Genomic DNA, 25911 nt, shown 5'->3' with positions numbered 1-25911 from the left:
CGCCGTGCCCCCGTACCGGCAGGTCGACTACACCGATGAGCTGCTCGCCGACGGCACCGTGCACCGCCGCTACGGCGACGGCCGCCAGGAGTGGCGCAGCCGCGGCCCCGGCGGCACCGTGCTGTGGCGGGACAATCAGGGCCGCTCCGGCCGCGACGAGCCGCTCGGGCCGAAGATCATCCGGCGCGACCACCCCGGCGGCGTCCTCTACGGCCGCGAGGCGGGGTACGGCCGCACGCTCTGGGGCGACGGCGTGCTCACGGTGAACCGCAGCTCGTTCGGCGGCCGGATCGGCGCGGTGCTCGCCACCGTCGCGGGCGGCGCGCTGCTCGGCGCGCTGATCCTGCCGCCGCTGGTGCTGAGCCCCGACGAAGAGGAGGAGCTGCGCAACCAGGCCGCGGCGGGCAGCCGCTCCGGCGGCGGGGACGACGGCGGCGGCTCCGGCGACTGGGACGACAGCTACGGCGACGACGACGATTTCGGGTGATGTGATGTCGCGCTGGTGCGCCTTCCAGGCGACCGACCCCGCCGGCCACGTGCGGGCCGTCGGGGCCGAACTCCGCACCCGGCAGGGACCGCACGCCCTCGGCCTGCTGGACGGCCCCGGCGTGGCCGCGGGCCCCTTCACCGCGGGCGCGCTCACCGCCGTCGGCGAGGTCACCCTGTTCAACACCGCCGAGCTGCGCACCACCCTCGGTCCGGCCGCACCACCGCCGGGCAGCCCGGACGGTCTCGTGCTCCTGCACCTCTACGAACGCTTCGGCCTGCCCGGCATCGCCGCCGCCGACGGCATGTTCGCCCTCGCCGTCATCGACGGCCCCGACCTGGTGCTCATCCGCGACCACGTCGGGGCCCGCACGCTCTTCCACGCGCACGCCGCCGCGGGCTGGGCCGCCTCCACCTCCCTGCGCGCCCTGCGCCGCTGGCCCGCCCTGCGCACCGGGCTGCACCTGCCCGCCGTCCGCACCTTCCTGACCTTCGCCTACCTCCCCGGCCGCGAGACCCTGCTGCACGGCGTGCACGAGGTGCTCCCCGGCCGCTGCGTCCGGCTGCACCCCGACGGCACCAGCAGCGAGGAGACCTATTGGGAGCCAGAGGAACTGATCGACGACCGCCCTGACCACGCCTTCGCCCTGCGCGCCCTGCTCGAACAGGCGGTCACCCGCAGGCTCCCGGTGGGTGAGCCGGTCGCGGTCCTGCTCTCCGGCGGCATCGACAGCAGCCTGGTGACCGCGCTCGCCGCCGAGCTGCACGACCACCCGGTGCGCACCTACTCGATCAGCTTCGGCGACACCGCCCCCAACGAACTCGGCTACTCCGGTCTGGTCGCCGCGCACTGCGGCACCGAACACCGCGTGCTCACGGTGCCCGGCGCCACCGTCGCCGCCCGCCTCGCCGACACCATCGGCCTGCTCGACTCCCCGGTCGGCGACCCCCTCACCGTCCCGAACGCCATGCTGGCCGAGGCGGTCGCCGCCGACGGCGCCACCGTCGCGCTGAACGGCGAGGGCGGCGACCCGGTCTTCGGCGGCCCCAAGAACCTGCCCATGCTCGTCTTCGAGCTCTTCCGCTCCGACCCCGCCCCGGATGCCCGCGCCCGCGCCTACATCGACAGCTATCGCAAGTGCCACGCCGACCTGCCCGCCCTGCTCACCCCCGGCACCCTCGCCGCCCTGGAATCCGCCCCCGGCCCGGCCGGACACGTCGCCCCCTACCTGCGCCAGGGCCGGATGTCGACGCTGCTGAACCAGCTCCTGCACGTCAATCTGCGCACCAAGGGCGCGCACCACATCCTGACCAAGGTGGAGCGGCTCACCGCAGCCAGCGGCATCGAGGGCCGGGCCCCGCTCTTCGACCGCGCGGTGATCGACCGCGCCTTCGCCACCCCGCCCGCGCTGAAACTCGCGGGGACCAGCGAGAAGTGGATCCTCAAGGAGTCGGTGCGCGACCTGCTCCCCGCCACCATCGTCGACCGCCCAAAGAGCGGCATGCGGGTGCCGGTGCAGCAGTGGCTGGACGGCCCGCTGCGCGACCTCGGCCACGACCTGCTGCTCTCCCGCGCCGCGCGGGACCGCGGGCTCTTCCGCCAGGAGACGGTGCGCGGCTGGCTGCGCGGGGAGGGCGCGCTGCTCCCGCGGCAGGGTGGCAAACTCTGGCTGGTGCTGTCGCTGGAACTGTGGTTGCGCTCGTTCGACGTGGGCGGGCCGGTCGGATGACCCGGCTCAAGGTGGCGGCCGACGCCGAGAACGAGATCCACGACCTGGCGACCTTCGCGGACCCGGGCCGCAATGTGGTCACCCCGGTCGCCCGCTTCGCCCCCGAGGTCGCCGCCGCCGTGGTCGGCGCCTTCGCGCAGATCGTGCGCACCGCCAAGGCCAGCTCCGCGGCGACCACCGCGGATTCCGACGGCATCGTCCGCTCGCAGACCTTCGAGGAGGGCGACGTCTACATGGTCGAGAAGCCCTTCGACGGCTTCTTCGCCGACCGCTACCTCATGGACTTCTACGACACCGCCGAGCGCGGCATCTGCTCGCGCATGCACCTGCACACCGGGCTGCGCTTCGTCCGCATGATGACCGGGCCGGGCACCAGCATCCGGGTCGGCAGCCTGTCGCCGTTCGTGGTCACCGACGTCCCCGGCGTCACCCCGTTCGCGCCGCGGCAGTTCACCGACGACCTGCCGGGCACCCCGCCCGGCGTGCACCGCACCCGGCACAACCTGATCGTGCCGCCCTGCTCCTTCGTGGACATGCAGATCCCGCGCGGGGTGAGCCACCAGTTCAATGCCGTCGGCCCGCACGCCGTCATCGACTCGGTGCACCCGGAGGAGTCGGTGGAGGTGTTCCGCGAGCGCATGTCCGGCTACCGGATGATGGCGCAGACAGTCTTTCTCGCTCCCGAGCTCGCCGCCGCCGAGACCTGTGCCGACCCGGAGGAAAGCCGGTGACGCGCGAACCGGCCACCGCCTCATCGACAGGCCAGTTACCTCATAGCGAACGGTAACGGCATCGGGCGAACGACGGACAGGAAACCGGCGCCGGGCCGGGTAGAACTACAGGGTGCACCCGGGACGGACCGCTCATCTCCGGTCCGGGTGCGGCTCCGCCCCGGATCCCCTGCCAGGGTCGACGACAGTCCCTACCGGGGCGGAGCCAACCAAAGGCCACCCGATGGACCGGACGAAGCGCGCCGCGATTCCTTCGACCGATGAACTTCGGCCACCTCCGTCGTCGGTATACCCGACACCACGAGAAGGAGCCGTCCATGGTTATCGTCGCAGGCCACATCACCGTCGACCCCGCTGATCGCGAGTCCTACCTGGCGGGATGCGTGGCCGTGGTCGAGCAGGCGCGCCGCGCGCCGGGCTGTCTCGACTTCTCGATCAGCGCGGATCTCCTCGATCCGGGGCGGATCGATATCTTCGAGCGCTGGGAGTCGCAGGCGGCGGTGGAGGCGTTCCGGGGTAGCGGGCCCGGGGCGGATCAGAGCGCGCAGATGCTCGCCGCGTCGGTGGCCGAGTACGACATCGCCGAGGTGCGCTCGCTGACGTAGGGCGGCCGGCCACCCCCGGGGCGGGGCCCGTCACCCTTCGGAGCACGACGGCGACGATGATCGACCGGACCACCGAAGAAAGGACAGGGCGCTGACACCACCGACCCCGCAACCCATCCTCGCAGGCACTCCGGGCTCCTTCGCGCGCGCCGTCTTCCACGAACGCCACCCGAAGCTCATCGAGCGCGTCCTGAGCGCCCTCCCGTACCCGCCCGCCCAGCGCGCCGCGCTGGAGGAGCTGCTCGCCGAGAGCACCACCGGGGTGATGCGGCCGCTGGCGGAGCCCACCGCCGACCGCGACCGCTGGCTGGCCTGGGGCGCCGAGCACTACGGCAAGCCGTGGGCCGAGGCGCCGTTCCTGTGGGCGGAGAGTTTCTTCTACCGGCGACTGCTCCAGGCCACCGGTTACCACCGCCCCGGCCCCTGGCAGGGCATCGATCCCTTCGCCCCGTTCAAGACCGCCGAACTGCACGGCGCCACGGTGGCCGGCCAGCTCGACACCCTCGCCCGGCTCGACACCCCGGACCGCGAGCAGCTGCTGCTGGCCTGCCTGTGGGGCAACCGCGCCGACCTCGGATTCCAGCTCACCGCCACCGAGAGCGAGGCCTCCGGCGCGCTGCTCATCGACGACAGCGCCGTGCTGTGGTCGATGCTGGCGGAGGCACCGCGGCTGGACCTGATCGCCGACAACGCCGCGGGCGAGCTCCTGCCCGACCTGGTCCTCATCGACCACCTGCTGACCGCCGGGCTCGCCGCCGAGGTCCGCCTGTGGGTCAAGCCGGCGCCGTACTACGTCTCCGACGCCACCACGGCCGATGTCCTGGCCACGCTCGCGCTGCTGCGCGATACCGCCACCGGCCTCGGCCGTCGCCTCGAAGGCCACATCACCACCGCGCGGCTCAGGATCGATACCCACGACTTCTTCTGCGCCCCGCTGCCGTTCACCGAGATGCCGGAGGATCTCGCCGGGGAGCTGGCGGGCGCGCGGGTCACGGTGCTCAAGGGCGACCTGAACTACCGGCGCCTGGTCGGCGACCTGCACTGGCCTGCCACCACGCCGTTCGCCGAGACGGTCGAGCGGTTCCCCACCGCCGTGGTGGCGCTGCGGACCGTGAAGTCCGATGTCGTGGTCGGGCTCGGCGCCGAGCAGGAGAGCACCCTCGACACCCGCGAACCCGGTTGGCGCACCCGCGGCACCCACGCCCTCATCAGCGCCGCACCCGCAGCCCGGGGGTGATCGGGAACCGGGCCCGAGGTCTTTCTCCACCCCCGAACCGCGACGAATGTTTCGACCCACCGGGTTTCGCCGCCCGGCACCGGGTCTCCCCGCCCCACGGCACGGCAGCTGGACCAGGAGGCCACGGCGGCGAGCGCGATGCGGCCCTGTGACGCAGGTCGCTCTACTACCCTCTGTCGGAGATTCGGCGGCGGGGCTAGCCTGACTCGATCACGTTGCTCGACAACGCAATCGGCACGGATCGTCGCTGGGGCGGTCCGCGTGCCCATTCCGCGAGGAGTCTCGATGTCACGGCCGACCAGCCCGATCACCCGCCGCCGGATGCTCGCCGCCGCCGCACTGCTGATGGTTTCGGGGTGCGCGTCGACCGGGTCGCACACCGACGACAGCCCGCCGCACTGGGATTACGACGCGGACGGGCCTGCGCACTGGGCCGAGCTCGACGGCCGCTACCGCATGTGCGGCACCGGCGCCGGGCAGTCCCCGATCGACCTCGGCCATCCGACGCGGGTGGCGCCCGCCGACCACATCGAGATCGGCTACGGCCCGGTGCGGGGCGTCGAGATCGTCGACAACGGCCACACGATCCAGGCGAACATCCCCGCGGGCGCCGGTCAGCACGTGACCGTCGACGGGCGGCGGTTCGCGTTGACCCAGTTCCACTTCCACGCGCCGAGTGAGCACACCGTCGATGGTGTCGGTGCGGACATGGAGCTGCACCTGGTGCATGTCGCCGAGGACGGGGCGATCGCCGTGCTCGGAGTGCTGATGCAGGTCGCCGAGCAGGGGGCGGCTCTGCTGCCGGTGCTCGGGGAGCTGCCTCCGGTGCGCGGGTCGCGCCTCGCCGCCGCGCTCGATCCACGGACCTTGCTCCCCGGCGACCTCGCGCAGTTCCGCTACACCGGCTCGCTCACCACCCCGCCGTGCACCGAAGGGGTGGCCTGGACCGTTCTCCGGCACCCGGTTCCAGTGGCACGGGACGAGGTGGAGCGCTATCTGGCGCGCTTCCCGCACACGAATCGGCCCGCGCAGTCCGCCAACGGCAGGGCGGTCGTGCTCGCGGGCGGGTGAGTTCTCGCCCGGCGCCCGGAATCGGTGCGGAAGCGCCCGGAAAGCGCTGTCGCACAGACTGATTCCATGACCGAGACGTTCACCGCCCTGGAGTCCGACGAGCAGCTCACCGTCTACGCCGATGGCGCCGCGCTCCGCGGCCACCTGCGGATCCCGCCCGGTGCGCGCGCCATCGTGCTGGTCGCGCACGGCAGCGGCACCTGGCGCGACAGCCCGCGCAACGCACACATCGCGGGGCAGCTGACCGCCCGCGGCCTCGGCTCGCTCACGCTGGACCTGCTGACCCCGGCCGAGGCAACCACCGACCTCGTCTTCGATGTCATCCTGCTCGGCAGGCGGCTGCTCGCGGTCAGGCACTGGCTGGCCGGGTCCCCGCACAGCTGGATGCCGGTCGGGCTGTTCGGCATCGGCTCGGACGCGCCGGTCGCGCTCTGGACCGCCGGAGAACCGGACATCCGGCTGGGGACCGTCGTGGTGCACGGCGCCCGCCCCGACCTCGCCGCCGACCGGCTGACCCAGGTCCTCGCCCCGACCCTGTTCGTCTCCGGCGGCACCGACGAGCGGATCCGCCGGTGCGTCCGGACGGCCGCGGCGCTCGTCCCCGCCCCGACCCGGATCACCGAGCTGGCGGTGACCACCCAGCCGGTCCCGCGGGACCGGCTGGGCAGCTGGTCGGCCTACCTGGCCTCGGTGTGGTTCGGCGAGCACCTCGGCCCGGACCACTCCTGACCCGCTACTCGGCGAAGACCGCGCGCAGCTTCCGCTCCTGCTCGTGGCTGAGGTTGGTGGTGACGAGCTCGGCGGTCTGGTGCCGGAACTCCTCGTGCACCCGGTCGAGCTCGGCGTCGGAGGAGAGCACGAACAGCGCCGATGTCCCGGGGGTCAGCTGTTCCTTCAGCCGGGCGATGAACGCGTTGTCGATCCCGACATCGGCCAGCGAGGCGGCGAGCGCCCCGATGCCCGCGCCGACGGCGGCGCCGAGCAGCGGCACGAAGAACAGCAGCCCGAACAGCAGTCCCCAGAAGGCGCCGCCGAGCGCGCCCGCGCCGGTCGGGCTGTGCAGCTGCTTGGTCTTCGGCCTCGGCGCTCCGGCGGGCCAGCTGACGATCGCCGCGTCGTGCACGGTGACCAGCCGCTGCTGGGTGAGTTCGCGCAGGCTGGTCGCGGCGGTCTCGGCGCCGGTCTCGGTGGGGAACTTCCAGACGGTCAGGGTTCCGGCCATGGGCTTCTCCTTCGTCGGGGGAACGTACGCCGGGCGACGCTAGTGACGGAGGCGGCGGGCGGGGTCATCCATACCGGGTGAGCAACGGATCGGCGCAGCTCAGGCTATGGAGGCGTGCGGGTCCGGGCAGGCGAGGACCGGGGCGGGCGCGCCGGCGCAGCGGGCGGCGACGAGGTCGGTCTGCGGGCGGATGGACTCGGCGATCCCGCGCAGGTGCTCGCGCTGGGCGGCGGCCCGCTCGCGCAGGGTGCGGGCGGAGACCTCGTCGCCCGCGGCCTCGGCGAGCCGGGCGAGCACCAGGTCCATGGGGCCCATGCCGACCAGCCCGGTGTCCAGCCCGACGGTCGAGCCGGACCAGGTGGTGAGCCGTTCGAAGAGCAGCGCGGCGGCCTCGCTCTCGCCGAGCGCGGCGGCGGCGCAGGCGGAGAAGGCGGTCATGAGCGGGCGGCCGGGGCCGCGCTGCAGCGGCGGGTTCTCCCGGAAGATCAGCCGGGCCCGCGCCGGCTCGCCCGCCTGCGCGAGGGCGAGCGCGTAGACGTGGGCGAAGCGCTCCGGCTCCTGCGCGTAGCGGCGCTCGAGCACGTCCCGCAGCGGAGTGAGGTCGCCGCGGTCCCAGGCGACGGCGAGATCGGTGAGCAGCAGGGCGTCCGGCTGCCAGGCGCCGACCGCGCGCGCGGCGGCGCGGCACTCGGCGTAGCGCCGCTCGGCGGCGGCCCGGTCGCCCCGGATGAGGTCGGTGGCCGCCACGAAGCACAGCAGGGCCTGGCGCAGCTCGGGGAAGTGCCCCGGCTCGGCCGCGGCCAGCGACTCCAGCGCGCAGCGGGCCGCGGCCACCAGGTCGCCGCGCCTGCACGCGTCGAGGAAGCGCAGGTACAGCGCGAGCGCCTGGTGCTCGGGCGATTCGGTGAGCGCGGCCACCCGCACCAGCTCGGCGGTGGCCGGGCCGCACAGGTCGGCGGCGCCCGCGTCGACCAGGGCGCAGGCGACGGCGTTCAGCGCCGCGCAGACCAGCGGGTGGTCACCGGCGTGGTAGGCGAGTGCCAGTGCCTCGCCCGCGTGTGCGTACCGCTGGGCGGCGGGCACCGCGCCGTCCGACTCGGCGGCGAGGGTGATCAGCAGCCGGGCCCTCGTGTGGTCGGGGAGCGGCTCGGCGAGTGCGTGTTTGAGCGCGGCGCGGATGCGCGGGCTGCCCGTGCCGCGGTAGCGCATGCCCGGGATCACCGGGGCGGTCAAGCAGGTGAGCGCGCGGGCCACCGAGGCGGGGTCGGCGAGGCTCTCGGCGAGGTCGAGCGCGCGCTCGCGGGCCGCCGCGGCGGCGGTGCGGTCGCCCTCGTGGGCCAGCGCGTCGGCGAGCAGGCACAGCGCGTCGATCAGCGCGGCGCGCTCGCCCGCGGCCTCGGCCTCGACCGGGGCGGCGCGCCGGTTCAGCTCGGCGGCGGCTCGCCACAGCGTGGCCGCCTCGCCGCGCCTGCCCGCCCCCGCGCAGCGCCTAGCCGCCTCGACCAGCCGCTCCAGCACCCGGCCCGCGCTGGCCGGGGTGCTGCCGTGCAGCGCGTGCACGGCGAGCGCGGCCGGGCCCGCCTCGTCGAGCGCGCCGCCTGCGATCCGGTCGGCGGCGAACTCGGCCATGTGGCCGTGCATCCGCCTGCGCCGCATGGGCGGAATGCTGTCGCGCACGATGCGCTGCACCAGCTCGTCGCGGACGGTCACCCGGCCGGTGCCGTCGAAGCGCACCAGCGAGGCGGCCATGGCATTGTCGAGCAGGTCGGCGACCCGCTCCTCGGCGAGGTCGGCGAGCCGGGCCAGCGCGTCGACGTCGATCGGCGCACCCCAGAGCGCGAGCGCGCGCAGCACCGCGAGCGAGCCGGCGGGCAGCCGCTCGGCGACATCGAGGACCAGGGCCCGGATCCGGTGCGGCGGCTCGCCGGAATCCGGGCGCGCGGCGATCACCTGGGCCCAGATCCGCAGCAGCATGGGGTTTCCGCCGGTGCGCTCGTGCAGGCTGCGCACCAGGGCATCGTCACCGCCGTCGATGCCGCCGCGGCTCAGGAACTCCCTGGTCCCGGCGAGATCGAAGCCGGTGAGCTCGACCCGGTCGGTGATCAGGTCGGCCAGCGCGGCCTCGGCGGGCGCGTGCCCCGGCTCGGTGTCGCGCACCGCGACGACCACGAGCACCGCCTCGCCGTGCAGCCAGGTCATGAGCTGCCGGATGCCCTGCAGCGTCGCCGCGTCGGCGCGGTGCGCGCCGTCCAGCGCGATCACCACCGGCCCGCGCAGCGCGAGCTCGTGGCTGCGCCGGTAGACCGCGCGCACCACGCCGAAGACGCCGTCGGCGGCGGTGACCTCGGCGGCGCCGGGCAGCCCCTCGAGCAACTCGCTCCAGGCCCATGCCTCCGGCGCGCCGTCGAGTTCCGGGCAGGAGGCGTACGCGGTGTGGCTCCCGCGCGCGGCCAGTTCCGCGAGAACGCCGGTCAGCAGCGTGGTCTTGCCCGACCCCGCGGCGCCGACCAGCCACAGTAGTCGCGGCTCCCCGGCCGCCGCCGCGGCGGCCGCGGCGTGGACGGCGGCCGCCTCGTCCGGGTAGCAGGCCGACCGCGGCGGCGGTTTTTCCGGGCGCGGCACGGCGGCCACCACCAGCGCGGTGCCCGGCGGCGGACTTTCCGGTTCCAGCGAATGGTTCAGGATCGCCATTTCCAGTTCGTGCAGCGGCCTTCCGGGGTCGATACCGTATTCCGAGCGCAGATGTTCGCGGGTGCGGCGCACGGTCTCCAGCGCGTCGATCTGCTGTCCGAGCCGGTATTGCGCGGTGGCCAGCAATCGCGCGCTCTCCTCGCGGCCCGGATTGTCGCGGGCGAGCTGGTGCAGTGCCGCGACGACATCGGCGTCCAGCCCCATCTCCAGCGCCGCGCGGGCGCGCATTTCCATGGCGGTGGACCGCAGATCCGACAACCGGGAAACCTCAGCAGAGGCCCACGAGGCGGAGGCGAAGGATTCGAACGCCTCACCGTGCCAGCACGCCAGTGCCTCGTCGAGCATCCGGTACCGCTCGGCCGGGCCGGTGTCCCTGTGCTCTCGCAGATGATGTTCGTACCGGGCGAGCAACCGCTCGAAATGCCAGGAATCCACGCTGTCGGCATCGAGCCGGAGCGCGTATCCCCCGTCCTCGGAGACGAGAACGCACGCGGGCGTCCGCGGCGGCCTCGCCGGCTCCAGAACGCGCCGCAGATTGTGCACCTGCACCTGCAGCACCGAGGCGGCCTGAGCCGGCGGGCTGCCCTCCCACACATCCTCGATCAGGCGATCCACCCGCGTTGTCGTGCCGCCGGCGAGCACGAGCCTGCCGAGCAGCGCCTGCTGCCTTCCCGCCTGGAGGCGGGCGGCCCTGCCGTCGAGCACCACCCGCAGCGGACCGAAAACCTGAACTCGCACCTCTGTCATGAAACGACACCCCTCAGCCGCCGGATATTTCACATCCGGTCCTCGAGCACAGATAAACCGACCGGTAAATTACCGCCCGTTCACACAACTGACAAACGGTAGGTAACAGTTGTGCTCACAAACACGATCGCGCGCGAGATTTCGGCTCAAACCGGAACCTCGGCGAATCCGCACAATTCACAGGACCGCTCGGCGGCACCCGGATCCAGTACCCGCCAGCAGCGCACACACCGCCGCTGCCGCACCCGCCCCGCGGAAATCTCGCGCAGCATTTCGTGCGCACGCGGGTCGGCCGAAAGCCAGACTCCGGCCACCACACCGTGCCGCTGCCCGGTACGCAGCGAACTCTCGGCACATTCCACGAGAGCCGGACAGCGACGGCAATATTCGAGCGCCTGGCGCGGGTCGCCCCGCGGCGGCAGCGGGGGCAGGAAGAGCCCCGGCGCGATCCCAGTGCACGCGGCGCCACTGCGCCAATCCATAACTCCGCCTCTCGCCTGTCCCCGACCTCTCCGGAGAACACCGACACTCTATTCACGACATCCGCGTAACTACCATCCGAAAAAGGTCAACACTGCATAACAAAGAATCTCCGAAGAAATACGGAATCGGCGCGGAAGTGAATATTCAGCGGGGCAGGCGAATATTGCGCAGGAATTGTCTCCGAGTCGAACGGGAGTTGCCCATGACCGCCACCGGCACCGACATCGCCGCCCCGGCCCCGCCCGCACCGCGCCCTTCCGCCCCCGAGCCGGCCGCACCCGGCGTCTACCGCGATCGCGACGGCGACGTCTGGGTGCGCGCGGAGCACGGCTGGCTGCTCTGCCTGCAGAACGGCGTCGCCGTCGACACCACGACGGTCTGGCAGTGGGTGGACGGCCACGTGCGCGACTACGCGCCGTTCGCCCTGCTGCTGCCGTCCTGAGAGCCACCGCACGCCGCGCGATCCCGGAGTCTCCGGGGTCGCGCGGCCCGGTGTCCGGCCGCTATTCCCCCACCCGAGCAGGAGAAGATGACCCTTTCACCCGAATTCGCGTTCGACCCCGTCCCGCGCCGCCGGATCCAGCGCATTCTGGATTCCGCGGTGGCCACCCGCCCGCGCCGGGTGGTGCTGATCTGCGCGCCACCGGGCAGCGGCAAGACCGTGGCCGTGGCGGAATGGTTCCGCAAGTTCCGGGAAAGCGCGCCGGAAGCCGAGATGCACTGGGTGACATGTCATCTCACCGGCCCGCCGATGGCCGAGCTGCTGCCACCGGCGCGGACCGGCGGGGCCGCCCCCACCGGCCCCGCCGCTCCGGCGCGGGTGCTGGTCATCGACGACGCGCATCTCGTCAGCGATCCCCGTTCGCTGGCCGCGGTGGACTACCTCATGCACCACGGCGCGGACACCGCGCTGGTGCTGATCGCGCGCCGCGACCCGCCGCTCGCGTGGCATTCGCTGGTGCTGGAGACGCGGGTGGTCCGGGTCGGCGCCGCCGAGCTCGCGCTGAACCGCGAGGAGACGTCACAGCTGCTCGCCGGGTGCGGCATCCGGCCGGAGCGGGTCGATCTGGACGCGCTGCTGCGCCTCACCCACGGCTGGGCGGCGCCGGTGCGGATCGCCGCCACCGAGCTGGCGGGCCGCCCCGACGTGCGCGCGGCGGCCGCCGCGCTGCTCGACCCGAGCACCGAGGCGGGCGCCTTCCTGACCGAGACCCTGGTGGCGCCGCAGCAGGCGCCGGTGCGAAAATTCCTGATCCGCACCAGCATTCCGGAGCGTTTCACCACCGCGCTGGCCGGGCGGCTGGCCGGCGAGGCCGCGCCGGAGATCCTGGATCGGCTGCTGCGGGAGAACTTCCCGCTGGCGCCGGTCTACCGGGACGGCGCGCTGTGGTTCGGCTACCACCCGCTGGTCCGCGCGCACCTGCTCGGCGCCGCCGAGCGGGCCGGGGCCGGGGCCGAGTGCCATCGGATCACCGCCGCCTGGCACCTGGGCGCGGGCGCGCCCGCCGCCGCGCTGCCGCACGTTCTCGGCGAGAACGGTCAGCGTGGGCTGCCCGCGTTCCTCGGCGACCCGGCGCTGCGCATGATCCTGCAGGGCGCGGGGCGGGCGCTCTTCGACGGGCTGGCGGGCGCGCAGAGCGTCGAGGCCGACGACCCGGCCGTCTGGGCACTGCGGGCCGTCGACGCGGTCGAGCGCGCCGACCCCGCGCACGCGCTCACCTACCTGGACCTGGCCTGCCGCCGCACCGGCAACGGCACCGCGGTGCCGCGCGGGCAGCTGGTCGCGCTCATCCTGGCGGCCACGCTGGCCACCGCGCTGGCCATGGCCACCGGACTCGACGACGTCCAGCTGCCCGACGTGGTCCCCGCCTCCGGCAGCCCGGGGGTGGACGCCTACACCGCCGTCCAGTCCGGCACCGCCCGCGCGATGCGCGGCGACCGCGCGACCGGGATCGATGACCTGTACCGGGCGCTGGCACTGGCAAGGGTGGCAGGCGACCCGCGGCTGGTACTGCGCGCGGAATCCCGGCTGGCGACGCTGCTCGGCTGGAGCGGGCGGCTCACCGCCGGTGCCGAGCAGGCCGCCGCCGCGCAGGCGACAGCGGCGGTCTCCGGCCTGAATTCCGCACTCGACGAGGCGAATTCGGCTGCCGCCTACATCGCCCTCCTGCGCGCCGCGGAGCTGCCGCCCGCTACCCGGGGCACGCTCGGGGCCGTGCTGGACGGGCTCACCGCCACCGGCGACGACGCCGACCGGCACCGCCGCGCCGACCAGCTCCGCCACCACATCACCGAGCTGCTGCGCACCGGCGCGCTCCCCGACCGCGTCGCCGCCGAGCTGCTGCTGCCGCACGTGGTCCGGGCGCTGCTCGACGCCGGAACGCCGCGCACCGCGCGGCTGCTGCTCGGCCACGCCCGCGCCGAACTCGGCGACCGGCCCGGCGTGCTCCTGGCCAGGGCGGTGCTCGCCGCCGGGCTGCACCGCCCCGACCTCGCCCGCGCGCTCCTCGACCCGCTGCAACGCGACCCGTCCGCGACGGTTCCGCAGCACACGGTGCTGGTCCACCTGCTCGAAGCGGGCGCGCACACCGCCATCGGGACACCGGGCAAAGCCCGTGCCGCGCTGGCCCGCGCACTGGAGCTGGCCGGGCCGGAGCGGATCATCCGCCCCTTCCTGGAGACCCCGGGCATCCTGAAGCTGCTCGACGACAACGCGGGCACCTTCACCGCGCACAACACCTTCGTCACCGCGATCCGCACCCACCCCGGCGCCGAGCGCGCGGCCGCCCCGCTGCTCACCGAGACCGAGCGCACCGTGCTCGCGCAGCTGCCGAGCGGCCGCACCGCCCGCCAGATCGCCGACGCGCTCGGCGTCTCGGTGAACACGGTCAAGACCCACCTGCGCCGCATCTACGCGAAGTTCGGCACCAGCAGCCGGGCGGGCACGCTCCAGCACGCGCGGCGAGCCGGGCTGCTCTGACCGGCCCGCCGCGGGGCTCAGCGGCCGATCACCGAGTCCTTGATCCGAGCGAACTCGGCCTCGGTGATCGTCCCGCTGTCCAGCAGGCGGCCCGCCTCGCCGATCCGGGCGACCGTGTCGGTGCCCGCGATCACCCGGATGTAGTCGTTGCGCGCCTCCCACTCGCGCAGCGACGCGGCCTGTGCCCGCTCGGCCATTCCCGGCCCGCGCAGCACCACGTAGAGCACCGCGGCGAGCAGCGGCAGCAGCACCAGCGCGACGATCCAGCCCGCCTTGCCCCACCCCGAGGTGGTGTGGTCGCGGAACAGATCGGTGACGATCCGGAACAGCACGATCAGGTAGGCCGCGAACAGGAACGACACCACAACGACTCCGACGATCTCCCAGAACGACACGGCAGTTCCTCTCTCCCGGATCCGGCTGACGAGCTCGAGTGTCGCGCCGCGCACCCCACCCCGCCCTCATCCGATCCGGGTGACCCGCACCACGCACCCCGCCCCGGGCGCAGATCACCCACGCGGGGTGACCGGCTCCCTCGGCAGCAGGGCGGCCGCGGCCAGCCCGCCGAGCGCGAGCACGCCGAGCAGCACCATGGCCGCGCCGTACCCCCTGCCCCCTGGATTCAGCACGAGCACGGTCCCCGCGACGGCGGTGCCGAGCGCCGACCCCAGATTCGAGACGCAGCGCGAGAGCCCGGAGATCTCCCCCTGCCTGCGCTCGTCGAAGGCCGACTGCACCAGGTCGACCGATGGCGTGAGCATCACTCCGAGGCCGAGCCCGGCCAGCCCGAGCCCGGGCGCGAGGGCCCATGCCGACACCGCCGCCGCTCCGGGCAGCAGCAGGAGCGCGATCCCGGCGGCGGTGAGCGCGAACCCCGCCTGCACCAGCGTGCGGCGCGGGTGGCGGCGCACCAGCCGTCCGGCGGCCAGCGAGGAGACCAGCAGCCCGGCGGTGGCCGCGGTGAACACCACCCCGGTCCCGATGGCGCTGTAGCCGTGCTCCACCTGCAGGTAGGCCGCGACCACGAAGGAGATCCCCATCAGCAGCAGCCACTGCAGGTTCTGGGTGAGCAGCCCGAGGTCGGAGACCCGATTGCGGAACAGGCCGAGCGAGAGCAGCGGCCTGCGCCCCGCGCGCTCGTCGGCGCGCGCGGAGACCGCGAAGCCGGCGAGCAGCAGGATGCCGAGCACCACCAGCCCCAACGTCACCAGCAGGTTCGTGGCGGCGGCCAGGATCCCGGCGACCATCAGCACCAGCCCCGACGCCGAGAGCAATGCCCCGCGGACGTCGATGCGGCGCGCCGGGTCCGGGGGCAGCGGGTCGCGGATGCGCCTGCTCGACACCAGGATCAACACCACGACCACCGTCTGGAAGGCGAAGGACGCCCGCCAGCTCACCGCCGTGGTGATCACCCCGCCGATCAGCGGCCCGGCCGCCGCGCCGACCCCGCCCGCGGCCATGATCGCGCCGAATGCCGTGGCCCGCTCGGCGGTCCCGGTGCACAGCAGGCTGGTGAGGATGTAGATCGGCGGGATCAGCAGCGCGGTGCCGATCCCCTCCAGGATCGAGTTCCCGAGCATCAGTATCCCGAGCGTGGGCGCGAACGCGCTGAGCGCCGCCCCCAGCCCGTAGATCGCGAGCCCGGCGGTGAAGCAGCGCCTGCGCCCGAAGCGGTCGGCGAGCACCCCGCCCGGGATCATGAGCGCCGCCATCACCAGCAGGAACAGCGTGATCGTCACCTGCACGCCGTGCACCGTGGTGTCCAGGTCGGCGCTGATATCGCTGATCATCACCGTCATGTTCGACCCGGCGAAGCTGCACAGGAACTGGGCGAGCGCCAGTGGGATCAGCACCCCGCGCCCGGTCACCGGAACTCCGCCGCCACCCCGGCGCCCGGATCCGGCCGCGATTCGGCCCGATCCAGCTCCTCGTCCAGGGCCAGCGCCGCCGCGATCTGCGCCAGGTGCGTGAAGGCCTGCGGGAAGTTGCCGAGCTGCTCGCCGGAGGCCCCGATCTCCTCGGCGAAGAGGCCCACGTGGTTGGCGTAGGTGAGCATCTTGTCGAAGCCGTAGCGGGCCCTGGTCAGCCGCCCCGCCCTGGCCAGCGCCTCCACGTACAGGAAGCTGCAGAGCGTGAAGGTGCCCTCGGCCCCGGCCAGCCCGTCCGGCGCGGCGGCCGGGTCGTAGCGGTACACCAGGCTGTCGCTGACCAGCTCGGCCTCCATGGCGTCGAGCGTGCTCAGCCAGTCCGGGTCGCGCGGGGAGAGGAAGCCCATGCGCGGCATGAGCAGCAGCGCGGCGTCCAGCACCTCGGTGTCGTAGTGCTGGGTGAAGGCGCGCCGCTTCGCGTTCCAGCCGCGGTCGAGGAGCTGCTCGAAGACGGCGTCGCGGGCCGCGGTCCAGCGCGGCAGGTCGGCCGGGCGGGCGTGTGCGGTGGCGGCGCGGACCGCGCGGTCGAAGGCGACCCAGGTCATCAACCGGCTGTAGGTGAAGTTCTGCTGTCCGCCGCGGGTTTCCCAGACGCCCTCGTCCGGGCGGTCCCAGTTGTCGCAGAGCCAGTCGACCAGCCGGGCGAAGTACTGCCAGCCGCGCACCGCGATATCGGTGGTCTGGGCGAGCGCGTCGGCGGCCTCGCCGTAGATGTCGAGCTGGATCTGCCCGGCCGCGCCGTTGCCGATCCGCACCGGGCGGGAGTTCCGGTAGCCGGCCAGGTGGTCGAGGGTCTCCTCGGTCAGCTCGGGATCGCCGTCGACCCGGTACATGATCTGCAGCGGCTCCCCCGACGCCGTCGCGCCCGCCTCCAGCCGGTCGCGCAGCCAGCGGCGGAAGGCCTGCGCCTCGGCGGTGAACCCCAGGTCGTGCAGGGCGCGCACGGAGAGCGAGGCATCCCGGATCCAGGTGTAGCGGTAGTCCCAGTTGCGCTCGCCACCGACCTGTTCGGGCAGCCCCGCGGTGAGCGCGGCGATCGGCGCGCCGGTCGGGGCGTAGGTGAGCAGTTTGAGGGTGATGGCCGAGCGGTTGACCATGTCGCGCCAGCGGCCGCGGTAGCTGCTGCCGCGCAGCCAGGTGTGCCAGAAGCGGCAGCAGCGGTCGAAGGCGGCGAAGACCGATTCGGCGTCCGGGGCGGGTGGGGGCGCGCTGTTCGATTCGGCGGTGGTGAGCACGATCGCCGCCGTCCGGCCCGCCTGCAGCGTGAAATGCGCGGTGAGATCGCTGTTCTCGCTGTGGAGCTCGATCGGGCCGCTGATCTGGACGTGCAGGTCGAGCCCGGGGCCGCGGAAGACGGCGTCGGTGTTCAGCTCCAGGGTGTGCTCGGCGCGGGCGTAGTCGAAGCGGGGGCGGCAGGCGAGGTCGAAGGTCATGCTCCCGCGCACCACCCGCACGACGCGGACCAGCCGGTGCCGGTCGGTGGCGACCGGGTCGCGCAGCGGCTCCATGAAGTCGGCGATCTCGCCGACGCCGCCCGCGGTCATGAACCGGGTGATCAGCACGGCGGTGTCGGAGAGGTAGAGCTGCTTGGTGGTGACCTCGCCCGCGGCCGGGTCGGCGGTGATGGTGCAGGAGCCGCCGCGCTCGGCGTCGAGCAGCGCGGCGAAGAGGCTGGGTGAGTCGAAACGCGGGGCGCACCACCAGTCGACGGCGCCCGCCGACGACACCAGCGCGGCGGTCTGCAGGTCGCCGACCATTCCGTGGTCGGCAATGGGTGGGTAGGCGTACACGGTCGCCCTCCTTCACGGGTCCGTGAATGCGGTGTCACGCGACGAGCGGCCGCACTGCCACCCGAAAGCCGATCGCTCAGCGCGGCGCGCGCCCCTTCCTCCGCGTGAGCAGCGCGCCGGTGAGCAGCCCGATCAGGAACATGATCAGCAGGATGAGCCACATCGGCGAGGTCACCGTGACCAGCAGGAACTCGATGTTCACCCGCCCCCGGTTGGACACGACGAAGATCAACGCCAGCACCACGAACACCAGCGCCAGCCACTGCCCCGTCGAGACCTTGGCCAGCAGCGACTGCCTCGGCTGCGCGGAATCGGTTTTCGCGTGCACGGCGCACCTCCCGGTCGGAATCGGCGCCTCCGATGATCCGCGTCCGTGGGGTCGTGGTCATCACCCGTTCGGGGTGATATCGGTTGCCGAGCCCCCTCGATCCCGAGGAGCTGTTTCCGCGCGCCGTTCCGGTCAACTCCCCGATCATGAGCGACCCCGAAGAGCGGAAGAACAGCGTCGAAGCCGGCCGCGACGACGTCGAGCACCGGCCGGACTCCACCGACCAGACCCCGCCGAACACCGAGGAGCAGGCGGCGGAGATGCAATCCGAGGGTGACACCCCTTCCTGACCTCGCCACGCGGTAGCGGGGGTATCCCACGGCCTTCGGCCGGTCCGGCAGGCAGACCGGCTGACGGCTTCACGCTGGCAGGATCCGGCCCCGCACCTCACCGAGTTCGACGCGGGTGCCGTCCGGCCCGGGTGCGGCGGCGGCGATGGTGACCTCGTCGCCGTCTTCCAGGAACGTGCGCGGCTCGCCGCCGATCGCGATCGGCTCGGCGCCGTTCCAGGTCAGCTCGATGAAGGAGCCGCGCTGGTCGCGGGCGGGGCCGGAGACGGTGCCGGAGGCGAAGAGGTCGCCGGTGCGCGCGGTGGCGCCGTTGGCGGTGAGGTGGGCGAGCATCTGCGCCGGTGACCAGTACATGCCCGCGTACGGCGGGCGGGAGACCAGCCGGCCGTTCCAGCGGACCTCGAGGTCGATATCAAGGCCCCAGCGTTCGGCCCCGCGCAGGTACGGCAGCGGCTCGGGGTCCTGGATCGGGGTGCGGATGCGGGCGGCGTCGAGGGCGGCCAGCGGCGTGACCCACGGGGAGATCGAGGTCGCGAAGCTCTTGCCGAGGAACGGCCCGAGCGGCGCGTACTCCCAGGACTGGATGTCCCGGGCGGACCAGTCGTTCACCACGACGACGCCGAAGACGTGCTCGGCGACGTTCGCCGGGGTGATGCGCGCACCGCCCACCCCCACCAGGAAACCCAGCTCGGCCTCGATATCCAGCCGCCGGGAAGGCCCGAAAACGGGGCCGTCCGGCGTCGCGAGCTGGCCGCACGGCCGGACGATATCGGTCCCGGAGACGACCACGGTCCCCGCCCTGCCGTGGTACCCGACCGGCATGTGTTTCCAATTCGGCAGCAGCGGAGCGGCATTCGGCCGGAGCAGTTTTCCGAGATTGCTCGCGTGGTGTTCGGAGGCGTAGAAATCGACGTAGTCGGCGATCGCCACCGGCAGCCGCGGAGTGACTTCGTCCAGCGCGTATGTCGCGTCGAGTTCGTTTACGCGCGAACCGATCTCGGCCCACCTCCGGGGCCCCTGCGCCATGAAGGCGTTCAGGCTCGGCCGGGCGAAGACCTCGTCGCCCAGCTCGGCCGCCAGATCGATCACCCCCTCCCCCACCCGGACCCCCACGCGCGGCGCACCCCCCGCGACCGAGAACACCCCGTACGGCGCGATCACGCCCACGACCAGGCGTACTCCGGGTCCTCGCAGGCCAGCCCGCCCGCGCCGAGCCCGAGCGGGGCGAAGGTGTCGACCATGACCGCGGTCTCCGCGAACCGCTCCGTACCCAGCGAACGCTCCGCGGCACCGGGCTGCGGGCCGTGCGTGTGCCCGCCGGGGTGCAGCGAGATCGAGCCGAGCCCGATCCCCGAACCCCTGCGCGCCTCGTAGTCACCGCCGCAATAGAACATCACCTCGTCGGAATCCACATTGGAGTGGTGGTAGGGCACCGGGACGGCGAGGGGGTGGTAGTCGACCTTGCGGGGCACGAAATTGCAGATCACGAAGTTGTGGCCCGCGAAGACCTGGTGCACGGGCGGGGGTTGGTGGATTCGCCCGGTGATCGGCTCGAAGTCCTCGATATTGACGGTGTAGGGGTACAGGCAGCCGTCCCAGCCGACGACGTCGAACGGATGCGCGGGCAGCAGGTAGCGGGTGCCGGTGATTCCGTCGACGCCGCGATGCTTGACCAGAAGCCGCACGTCGGTGCCCTCGCGCAGCAACGGTGCCGTCGGGCCGTGCAGGTCCCGCTCGCAGTAGGGGGCGTGCTCGAGGAATTGCCCGAACCGCGACAGGTAGCGCCCGGGTGGTGCGATGTGCCCGGTCGCCTCGATGATGTAGGCGCGGACCGTCGTCCCTTCCGCGGGTAGCCAGCGGTGGATGGTGGCGCGGGGCACGAGCACGTAATCGCCGGTGCGGAAATCGAGTGCGCCGAAGACCGTCTCCAGGACGCCCGAGCCTCGCTCGATGTAGACGCATTCGTCGCCGGTGGCGTTGCGGTACAGCTCCGACGGCTCCGACGCGACCGCGTAGGAGATGCGCACGTCGGCATTGCCGAGTACCAGCCGGCGTCCGGTGACGATGTCCGCGGTGGCCGTGCGGAACAGGTCGTGCAGGCGCAGGTGCCGGGGAAGCAGCGGCGCGTTGGGTGCCAGACTCAGATCGCCGGGCTGCCACGGCTCGGCCGCCGTGATGGCCGCCGGGGTCCCGCGGTGATACAGCAGGGAGGAGTCCCCGGAGAAGCCGTCGGCACCGGCGAGTTCCTCGGAGTACAGCTCGCCGGAGTCTTGCCGGAACTGCGTATGACGCTTGGGGGGAATTCGCCCGACGGTGCGGTAGTAGGCCATGCGGAACCTTCTCCCTGCAGCCGGGTCAGAGGCTGCGTCCCGTGCCGCACGAGATCGGTGCGACTCCCACCGACAGGGGTTCCCTTCGCGGTCTCAGCTCGAGCGGCAGTCCGAGTCCCGGTGATCACGTGACTTCGACTGTAACGCCTGGCACGGTCGTCGCCGCATAACCGCGCGGACAGGTACCACCCGGTTCTCCGGGACTGCGACTGTAATGTGCGTCACTATCATGCGCCGTCCGATCCCGATGGGTGACCTGTGACGCACGGTTACGGTCTTCCCGTGAGCAGGTCGAGTCGAGTTCAACGCGAGGTGTCGAGGAGTGCGCCGTTCCAGCTGGCGGCGCGGGCGGGACTGGTGGCATACGGCGTGGTCCACCTGCTCGTGGCGTGGCTCTGCGTACAGCTCGCACTCGGTGATGCCGTCGGCAAGGCAGACAAGACCGGCGCGCTGCAGAGCCTCGCGGAGAACGGCGAGGGCGCGTTCGTGCTGTGGCTCATCGCGGGCGGGCTCGGCGTCGCCGTGCTGTGGCAGCTGCTCGAGGCTGCCACCGGCGCCCGGAGCAGCCGCAAGGACAAGCTGCTCCGGGCGATGAACGCCGGTGAGGCGGCGCTGTTCGGCTACCTCGCCTACAGCGCGGCCAAGCTCGCGAAAGGCTCTCCCGCCTCCTCGACCGACCAGGCGCAGTTCGCGATCATCGACGGCCTGCTCCGGCAGGAGTGGGGCAGGGCCGTGGTGATCGCCATCGGGCTCGCCATCGTGGTCGCGGGGCTGTTCATCGCGCATCATGGCTGGTCGAAGCGGTTCCGCGAGGAGCAGGACTTCCGCGGTGCGAGCCGGACGACGGAGCGGGTCGTGCTCCGGCTCGGGCAGGTCGGGTACGCCGCCGTCGGCGCGGTGTACGCGGGCGGCGGGGTGCTCGTCATCGTGGCCGCGGTGCAGAGCAGGCCGGAGAAGGCGACCGGGCTGGACGTGGCGCTCAGGACGCTGGCGGCGCAACCGTACGGCCCCGTGCTGTTGCTCGTCGTCGCGGCCGGGTTGACGGCGTTCGCGTTCTTCGCGTTCCTCGATGCGCGGTTCCGCAAGGTCCACTAGGGAGTACCCGGTAGCGGACGACGGGGCGGCACGGGTGCGGACGTCGCCCTCGTGCCCGACGCACCGCCCTCAGCCGCGCAGCGTGGCGCTGGGTGAGCGGCCGTAGAGCTTGCGGTAGGCGAGCGCGAAGCGCCCCGCGTGCGCGAAGCCCCACTCCCTGGCGATGGCGGCGACGGTCCGGCCGGTGCCCGGCCCCGCGGTGATGAGCTGCTCGTGCACGGCGTGCAGCCGCAACCGCTGCAGGTACTGCAGCGGGGTGGTGTCGAGGTGCTTGCGGAAGGCCAGCTGCAGGGCGCGCGGGGTGACGAAGGCGGCGGCGGCGACGTCGGCGAGCGCGATGTCCTCGCGCAGGTGCGTCTCCAGGTAGGCGATGGCGCGGCGCACGGTGTCGGGGTGCGCGTCGCGGCGGTCGGTGGCGGTGGGGTCGGCGAGCGCGGTGGTCGGCATGGTGGCGAGCACGGTGGCGGCCAGGTAGTCGGCGGCGGTGCCGGCGACCAGCGAGTCCGCGGCGAACTCCGGGCCTGCGGCGATCTGCTGCAGGTGCTTGATCACGGCGGTGAGGCGCTCGCCCGCGGCGGCGTCGAGGGGGCGGTGGCCGGTGAGCCGCACCGGCTCGCCGCCGCGCGCGGCCACCCGATCCAGCCGGGCGGGGTCGAACATGGTGATGTCGTAGCGCGCGGAGCGGATGACCCCGGAGAAGGGCAGGTCGTGCGGGGTGAGCAGCCCGGTCTCGCCGGGCAGGAAGGTATCCGGCCCGACATCGTGGTAGTTCTCCTCGACCGCGCCGGTGTAGACGCTGACCAGGCAGATCTTGTGCAGCGGCGCGGCGTCGTAGGCCATGTCGAAGGCGAGGTGCAGCCGGTCCAGGCTGACCGGGCCGAGCAGGTCGCGGCGGACGTGCGTCTCGGCGGCCCGCCTGCCGACGTTGCCGATCTGCATGCTGGTGTAATTCCGGTTCAGGAACTCTTCGGTCTCGCTCAGGTTCGTGCTGTCGAACGTGAGGTTCCGCACCCGTCACCGCCCTCTGCCCAGTGCCGCGGCGGGCTCGGCCCGCCCCGCGCACGGCTGCTGGCTGAACCGTGTGTCGCTGTTCAGTGAACTACATCGTTCGCGATAGTCAACCCGCATCCACCCGCGCGTTACCGGGCCGGCGCGTCGATGTCAGCGCGCGATTTCAATCGCACTATCCGAAAACACCCTGACAGCGGGGTATTTCAACGAATAAGTTTCCGATCATTCCGCGCTGCGCTACGGTGGTGAAGTCCGCCACGGTGGAGGTGCGCGACACCGATGCGGCGGACGGTTCCCCGCGGGCGGGCCGCGGCCCGTCGCGCGCGGGCGCGGCCCGCTCAGGCGGCGGGCTCGGCCAGCGCCTGTTCGCGCAGCCGCTCCAGGGTCCGGCTCAGAATCCGCGAGACCTGCATCTGGGAGATGCCGAGCCGGGCCGCGATCTGGCTCTGGGTGAGGTTCTCGAAGAACCGCCAGACCAGGATCTGCCGCTCCCGCTCGGGCAGCTCGCGCAGCAGCGGGCCGACCGTCATGGCCTCCTCGAGCAGGCGGTAGGACGGGTCGACGGCGCCGCTGCGCTGCTCGACGGCGGCGGGCGCGGAGCCGGAATCGTCCCCGCCCGCGCTCATCGCCTCCAGCGACTCCGAGCGGTAGCCGTTGCGGGCCAGCAGCGCCTGGGTGACCTCGACCACGTCGACATCGAGCTCGGCGGCGATCTCGCGGGCCGTCGGCATCCGCTGCAATCGCTGCGAGAGCAGCTCGACGGTGGCGCCGAGCCGCTGCTGCAGCTCCTTCACCGGGCGCGGCACCCGGACGCCCCAGGACTTGTCGCGGAAGTGCCTGCGCACCTCGCCCATGACGGTGGGCACCGCGAAGGCGAGGAACGGGCTGCCGAGCCCGGGATCGAACCGGTCGACGGCCTGGACCAGCCCGACCACGGCGACCTGGGTCAGATCCTCCAGCGCCTCGCCGCGGCCGCCGTAACGGGTCGCGATGTGCTCGGCAAGCGGCAGCGCCGCGGTGATGATGTCGTCGCGCAGCCGGGCGCGGGCCGGATCGCCGTCGTCGAGCGCGGCGAGTTCGGCCAGCCGGGGCTCGAGGTCGTCGTAGGAATCGGGGCCGCGCCGGGCGCGCACAGCAGAGTTCGTCGGGCGCATCGAGGCACCTTCCGTTGTGAAACGCATAATTCAGACCCAGCCGACCCTGTTCAGCGGTTCACTCCACCCAGAGGGTTCCTGGCGGGCCGCCCCGCGATGACCGGAAAGAGATATGTCGAAGCATCGGCTCGCGGCGGCCTTACCCTTCCGTACCCTACGCGCCGTCGGCTCGCGGCGAAACCCGTCGGCCGCAGCGGAGCATCCCGAGCGACGAAAAGCATTGCCTCCCATGCATGCGCGCGCAATGTCCGATTTCGCCCGATTCGCTCCGGCCGCACCGGGCCGGAGAAGGAGACGGGGACGGGTAGGGTGGAGGCATCCGGCAGACGTATCGCGGCCTTTACTCGGCGCACGGCGCCGGAGCCCGACGGCGCACGGCACGATCAGGACAGGAGCTTTCCGGACCACGGCCCGCGCCGCGGCCACCCGGCGGACCCCTTCCGGTCCCCGCCGGGCCGCACACCCGGAGCCCAGCTCCCCCAGCATTCGATTTCGAGGACCCTGTGACCAGCAACGACATGCCCGAACTGTTCAGCCATGCCCCGGCAGCGGAGCAGACCGAGCAGCAGCCAGACACCGGCGCGGTGCCGACCCCGGTGTTCAGCAACCCGAACTCCACGCAGCCGCGCGACCTCGACCCCGCGCCGCACCGCCGCCCCCGGCGCTGACCCGCCGGGCAACCCGGGAGGATCCCCCCATCGCCATCACCCAGGTCGGTGCCTACGCGCACCTGAGCCCCACCGACATCGACGAACTCGGGCGCGAACTCGACGCCATCCGCGCCGACATCACCGACAGCCTCGGCGCGAAGGATGCCGCCTACATCCGGCACACCATCGCCGCGCAGCGTGCCCTGGACGTGGTCTCCCGCGCCCTGACGGTGTTCGGCCGGTCGCGGACCGCGGTCGTGCTCGGCACCGCGGGCACCGCGCTCGCCAAGATCATCGAGAACATGGAGCTGGGCCACAACATCGGCCACGGCCAGTGGGACTGGATGAACGACCCCGAGATCCACTCCGCCACCTGGGAGTGGGACATGATGGGCGCCTCCGAGCACTGGCGGTACTCGCACAACTACCAGCACCACGTCTACACCAACGTCATCGACCACGACGAGGACCTCGGCTTCGGCGTCATGCGGGTCACCAGGGACCAGGAGTGGCGCCCGGCGCACCTGCTGGCGCCGCTCCAGAACCTGCTGCTCGCGCTGACCTTCGAGTGGGGCATCGCCCTGCACGGGCTCTACGCCGAGCTGGACCGCTCGATCAGCAAGGGCGAGCGCAGCGGCCACCTGGCCGCCATGCGCGCCAAGATGCTGCGTCAGCTCGGCAAGGACTACCTGGTGCTGCCGCTGCTGAGCGGGCGGCGCTGGAAGCGCACGCTGGCCGCGAACGTCACCGCCAATGTCGTCCGCAATGTCTGGGCGTACCTGGTGATCTTCTGCGGCCACTTCCCGGACGGCGCGGAGAAGTTCGATCCGAGCGTCACCGAGCGGGAGAGCCGGGCCGAGTGGTACCTGCGCCAGATGCTCGGCACCGCCAACTTCGACGCGGGGCGCACGCTCGCCTTCCTGAGTGGCAACCTCTGCTACCAGATCGAGCACCACCTGTTCCCCGAGCTGCCGAGCAACCGGTACGCCGAGATCGCGGTGCGGGTGCGCGCGGTCTGCGAGCGCTACGACCTGCCCTACACCAGCGGGCCGCTGCTCGCGCAGTACCTGCTCACGCTGCGCACCATCCACAAGCTCTCGCTGCCGGACCGCTTCCTGACGGCGGACTGTCACGACGCCCCGGAGACCGCATCCGAGCAGAAGTTCGCGCACGCCCCGCTGCCGCCGGTGCGGATTCCGGGGCGGCCGCACACCGGGCTGCGCACCGCGCTGCACCGGCTCGCGGCGCGCGGCTGATCCCCGGAAATTTCACCGGCTGGAAAGCGTTGCGGCGCAGCCCGTTCGACCCGCTGCCGGTCGAACGGGCTGCGCCGCCCACGTTTTCCCCCGGCT

24 protein-coding genes are annotated in these 25911 nt (G+C 72.7%); 13 read left to right on the top strand and 11 right to left on the bottom strand.

Going from position 1 to position 25911, the window contains the following annotated elements; translation table 11 throughout:
- Positions 1-4: 4 nt before the first annotated feature.
- The 7 genes from NH2_RS07405 to NH2_RS07375 all read left to right on the top strand — a co-directional run bounded on the left by NH2_RS07405 (position 5) and on the right by NH2_RS07375 (position 6589).
- Positions 5-487, top strand: a complete 483-nt coding sequence (locus tag NH2_RS07405; protein ID WP_067650293.1) for a hypothetical protein — start codon at positions 5-7, stop codon at positions 485-487.
- Between the two features lie 4 nt (positions 488-491).
- Positions 492-2216: an asparagine synthetase B family protein gene (locus tag NH2_RS07400; RefSeq protein WP_067652437.1), complete on the top strand. Its 1725-nt coding sequence runs from the start codon at positions 492-494 to the stop codon at positions 2214-2216.
- Positions 2213-2947, top strand: a complete 735-nt coding sequence (locus NH2_RS07395; RefSeq protein WP_067650290.1) for a hypothetical protein — start codon at positions 2213-2215, stop codon at positions 2945-2947. The genes NH2_RS07400 and NH2_RS07395 overlap by 4 nt, the downstream gene beginning before the upstream one ends.
- A gap of 317 nt (positions 2948-3264) precedes the next feature.
- The gene (locus NH2_RS07390; protein ID WP_067652435.1) at positions 3265-3552 is read left to right on the top strand and encodes a putative quinol monooxygenase; all 288 of its coding nucleotides are present in this window, start codon (positions 3265-3267) and stop codon (positions 3550-3552) included.
- A 91-nt stretch (positions 3553-3643) separates the two neighbouring features.
- Positions 3644-4789 (top strand): damage-control phosphatase ARMT1 family protein, encoded by a 1146-nt coding sequence (locus tag NH2_RS07385; RefSeq protein WP_067650288.1) that lies wholly within the window; start codon positions 3644-3646, stop codon positions 4787-4789.
- A gap of 285 nt (positions 4790-5074) precedes the next feature.
- Positions 5075-5860: a carbonic anhydrase gene (locus NH2_RS07380; protein ID WP_067650285.1), complete on the top strand. Its 786-nt coding sequence runs from the start codon at positions 5075-5077 to the stop codon at positions 5858-5860.
- Positions 5861-5926: 66 nt separating this feature from the next.
- Positions 5927-6589, top strand: a complete 663-nt coding sequence (locus NH2_RS07375; RefSeq protein ID WP_067650282.1) for a dienelactone hydrolase family protein — start codon at positions 5927-5929, stop codon at positions 6587-6589.
- 4 nt (positions 6590-6593) lie between these two features.
- Here NH2_RS07375 and NH2_RS07370 read toward each other — a convergent pair whose 3' ends face one another.
- The 3 genes from NH2_RS07370 to NH2_RS30290 form a co-directional block, all read right to left on the bottom strand.
- Positions 6594-7082: a DUF1269 domain-containing protein gene (locus NH2_RS07370; protein WP_067650279.1), complete on the bottom strand. Its 489-nt coding sequence runs from the start codon at positions 7080-7082 to the stop codon at positions 6594-6596.
- A gap of 99 nt (positions 7083-7181) precedes the next feature.
- Positions 7182-10511 carry an ATP-binding protein gene (locus tag NH2_RS07365; protein ID WP_169811461.1) on the bottom strand — a complete coding sequence of 1110 codons (3330 nt, stop codon included), beginning with the start codon at positions 10509-10511 and terminating at the stop codon, positions 7182-7184.
- A gap of 155 nt (positions 10512-10666) precedes the next feature.
- On the bottom strand, positions 10667-11002 hold the full coding sequence (locus NH2_RS30290; RefSeq protein ID WP_084505299.1) for a WhiB family transcriptional regulator: 336 nt from the start codon (positions 11000-11002) through the stop codon (positions 10667-10669).
- A 203-nt stretch (positions 11003-11205) separates the two neighbouring features.
- On the opposite strand from NH2_RS30290, the gene NH2_RS07360 reads away from it, so the two are divergent.
- Together NH2_RS07360 and NH2_RS07355 are read left to right on the top strand one after the other, a co-directional pair.
- The gene (locus NH2_RS07360) at positions 11206-11445 is read left to right on the top strand and encodes a hypothetical protein (protein WP_067650273.1); all 240 of its coding nucleotides are present in this window, start codon (positions 11206-11208) and stop codon (positions 11443-11445) included.
- A gap of 87 nt (positions 11446-11532) precedes the next feature.
- Positions 11533-13983, top strand: coding sequence for a helix-turn-helix transcriptional regulator (locus NH2_RS07355; RefSeq protein ID WP_067650270.1), 2451 nt, complete (start codon positions 11533-11535; stop codon positions 13981-13983).
- A 17-nt stretch (positions 13984-14000) separates the two neighbouring features.
- Here NH2_RS07355 and NH2_RS07350 read toward each other — a convergent pair whose 3' ends face one another.
- The 4 genes from NH2_RS07350 to NH2_RS07335 all read right to left on the bottom strand — a co-directional run bounded on the left by NH2_RS07350 (position 14001) and on the right by NH2_RS07335 (position 18029).
- The gene (locus NH2_RS07350; RefSeq protein WP_067650261.1) at positions 14001-14378 is read right to left on the bottom strand and encodes a PLDc N-terminal domain-containing protein; all 378 of its coding nucleotides are present in this window, start codon (positions 14376-14378) and stop codon (positions 14001-14003) included.
- A gap of 114 nt (positions 14379-14492) precedes the next feature.
- Complete coding sequence (locus NH2_RS07345; protein WP_067650258.1) at positions 14493-15851, bottom strand: MFS transporter; 1359 nt, start codon at positions 15849-15851, stop codon at positions 14493-14495.
- Entirely contained in the window at positions 15848-17701 is a 1854-nt protein-coding gene (locus NH2_RS07340) for a glycoside hydrolase family 15 protein (RefSeq protein WP_067650255.1), read from the bottom strand. The genes NH2_RS07345 and NH2_RS07340 overlap by 4 nt, the downstream gene beginning before the upstream one ends.
- 76 nt (positions 17702-17777) lie before the next feature.
- Positions 17778-18029 (bottom strand): Z-ring associated ZapG family protein, encoded by a 252-nt coding sequence (locus tag NH2_RS07335; protein ID WP_067650252.1) that lies wholly within the window; start codon positions 18027-18029, stop codon positions 17778-17780.
- A gap of 146 nt (positions 18030-18175) precedes the next feature.
- On the opposite strand from NH2_RS07335, the gene NH2_RS07330 reads away from it, so the two are divergent.
- The gene (locus NH2_RS07330) at positions 18176-18319 is read left to right on the top strand and encodes a hypothetical protein (RefSeq protein WP_157103648.1); all 144 of its coding nucleotides are present in this window, start codon (positions 18176-18178) and stop codon (positions 18317-18319) included.
- Positions 18320-18388: 69 nt separating this feature from the next.
- Here the strand turns inward: NH2_RS07330 and NH2_RS07325 are convergent, their stop codons facing one another.
- Complete coding sequence (locus tag NH2_RS07325; protein ID WP_245650465.1) at positions 18389-19486, bottom strand: fumarylacetoacetate hydrolase family protein; 1098 nt, start codon at positions 19484-19486, stop codon at positions 18389-18391.
- Positions 19477-20649: a homogentisate 1,2-dioxygenase gene (locus NH2_RS07320; RefSeq protein WP_067650243.1), complete on the bottom strand. Its 1173-nt coding sequence runs from the start codon at positions 20647-20649 to the stop codon at positions 19477-19479. The genes NH2_RS07325 and NH2_RS07320 overlap by 10 nt, the downstream gene beginning before the upstream one ends.
- A gap of 282 nt (positions 20650-20931) precedes the next feature.
- Between NH2_RS07320 and NH2_RS07315 the strand changes: the two genes are divergently transcribed.
- Positions 20932-21744, top strand: coding sequence for a DUF1206 domain-containing protein (locus NH2_RS07315; RefSeq protein WP_169811460.1), 813 nt, complete (start codon positions 20932-20934; stop codon positions 21742-21744).
- 69 nt (positions 21745-21813) lie between these two features.
- Here the strand turns inward: NH2_RS07315 and NH2_RS07310 are convergent, their stop codons facing one another.
- Positions 21814-22755, bottom strand: a complete 942-nt coding sequence (locus tag NH2_RS07310; RefSeq protein WP_067650238.1) for an AraC family transcriptional regulator — start codon at positions 22753-22755, stop codon at positions 21814-21816.
- Positions 22756-23093: 338 nt separating this feature from the next.
- Complete coding sequence (locus tag NH2_RS07305; protein ID WP_067650236.1) at positions 23094-23909, bottom strand: SigB/SigF/SigG family RNA polymerase sigma factor; 816 nt, start codon at positions 23907-23909, stop codon at positions 23094-23096.
- A gap of 503 nt (positions 23910-24412) precedes the next feature.
- On the opposite strand from NH2_RS07305, the gene NH2_RS29180 reads away from it, so the two are divergent.
- A complete protein-coding gene (locus tag NH2_RS29180) occupies positions 24413-24577 on the top strand; it encodes a hypothetical protein (protein WP_169811455.1) in 165 nt (54 codons plus the stop codon).
- Between the two features lie 29 nt (positions 24578-24606).
- A complete protein-coding gene (locus NH2_RS07300; RefSeq protein WP_067652433.1) occupies positions 24607-25815 on the top strand; it encodes a fatty acid desaturase family protein in 1209 nt (402 codons plus the stop codon).
- The last annotated feature ends 96 nt before the right edge of the window (positions 25816-25911 follow it).

The sequence above is a fragment of the Nocardia harenae NBRC 108248 genome, from assembly GCF_001612885.1.
GTDB classification, from domain to species: domain Bacteria; phylum Actinomycetota; class Actinomycetes; order Mycobacteriales; family Mycobacteriaceae; genus Nocardia; species Nocardia harenae.
The sequence above is the reverse complement of the archived record's forward strand: the minus strand, read 5'-3'. Positions and strand labels throughout refer to the sequence as shown.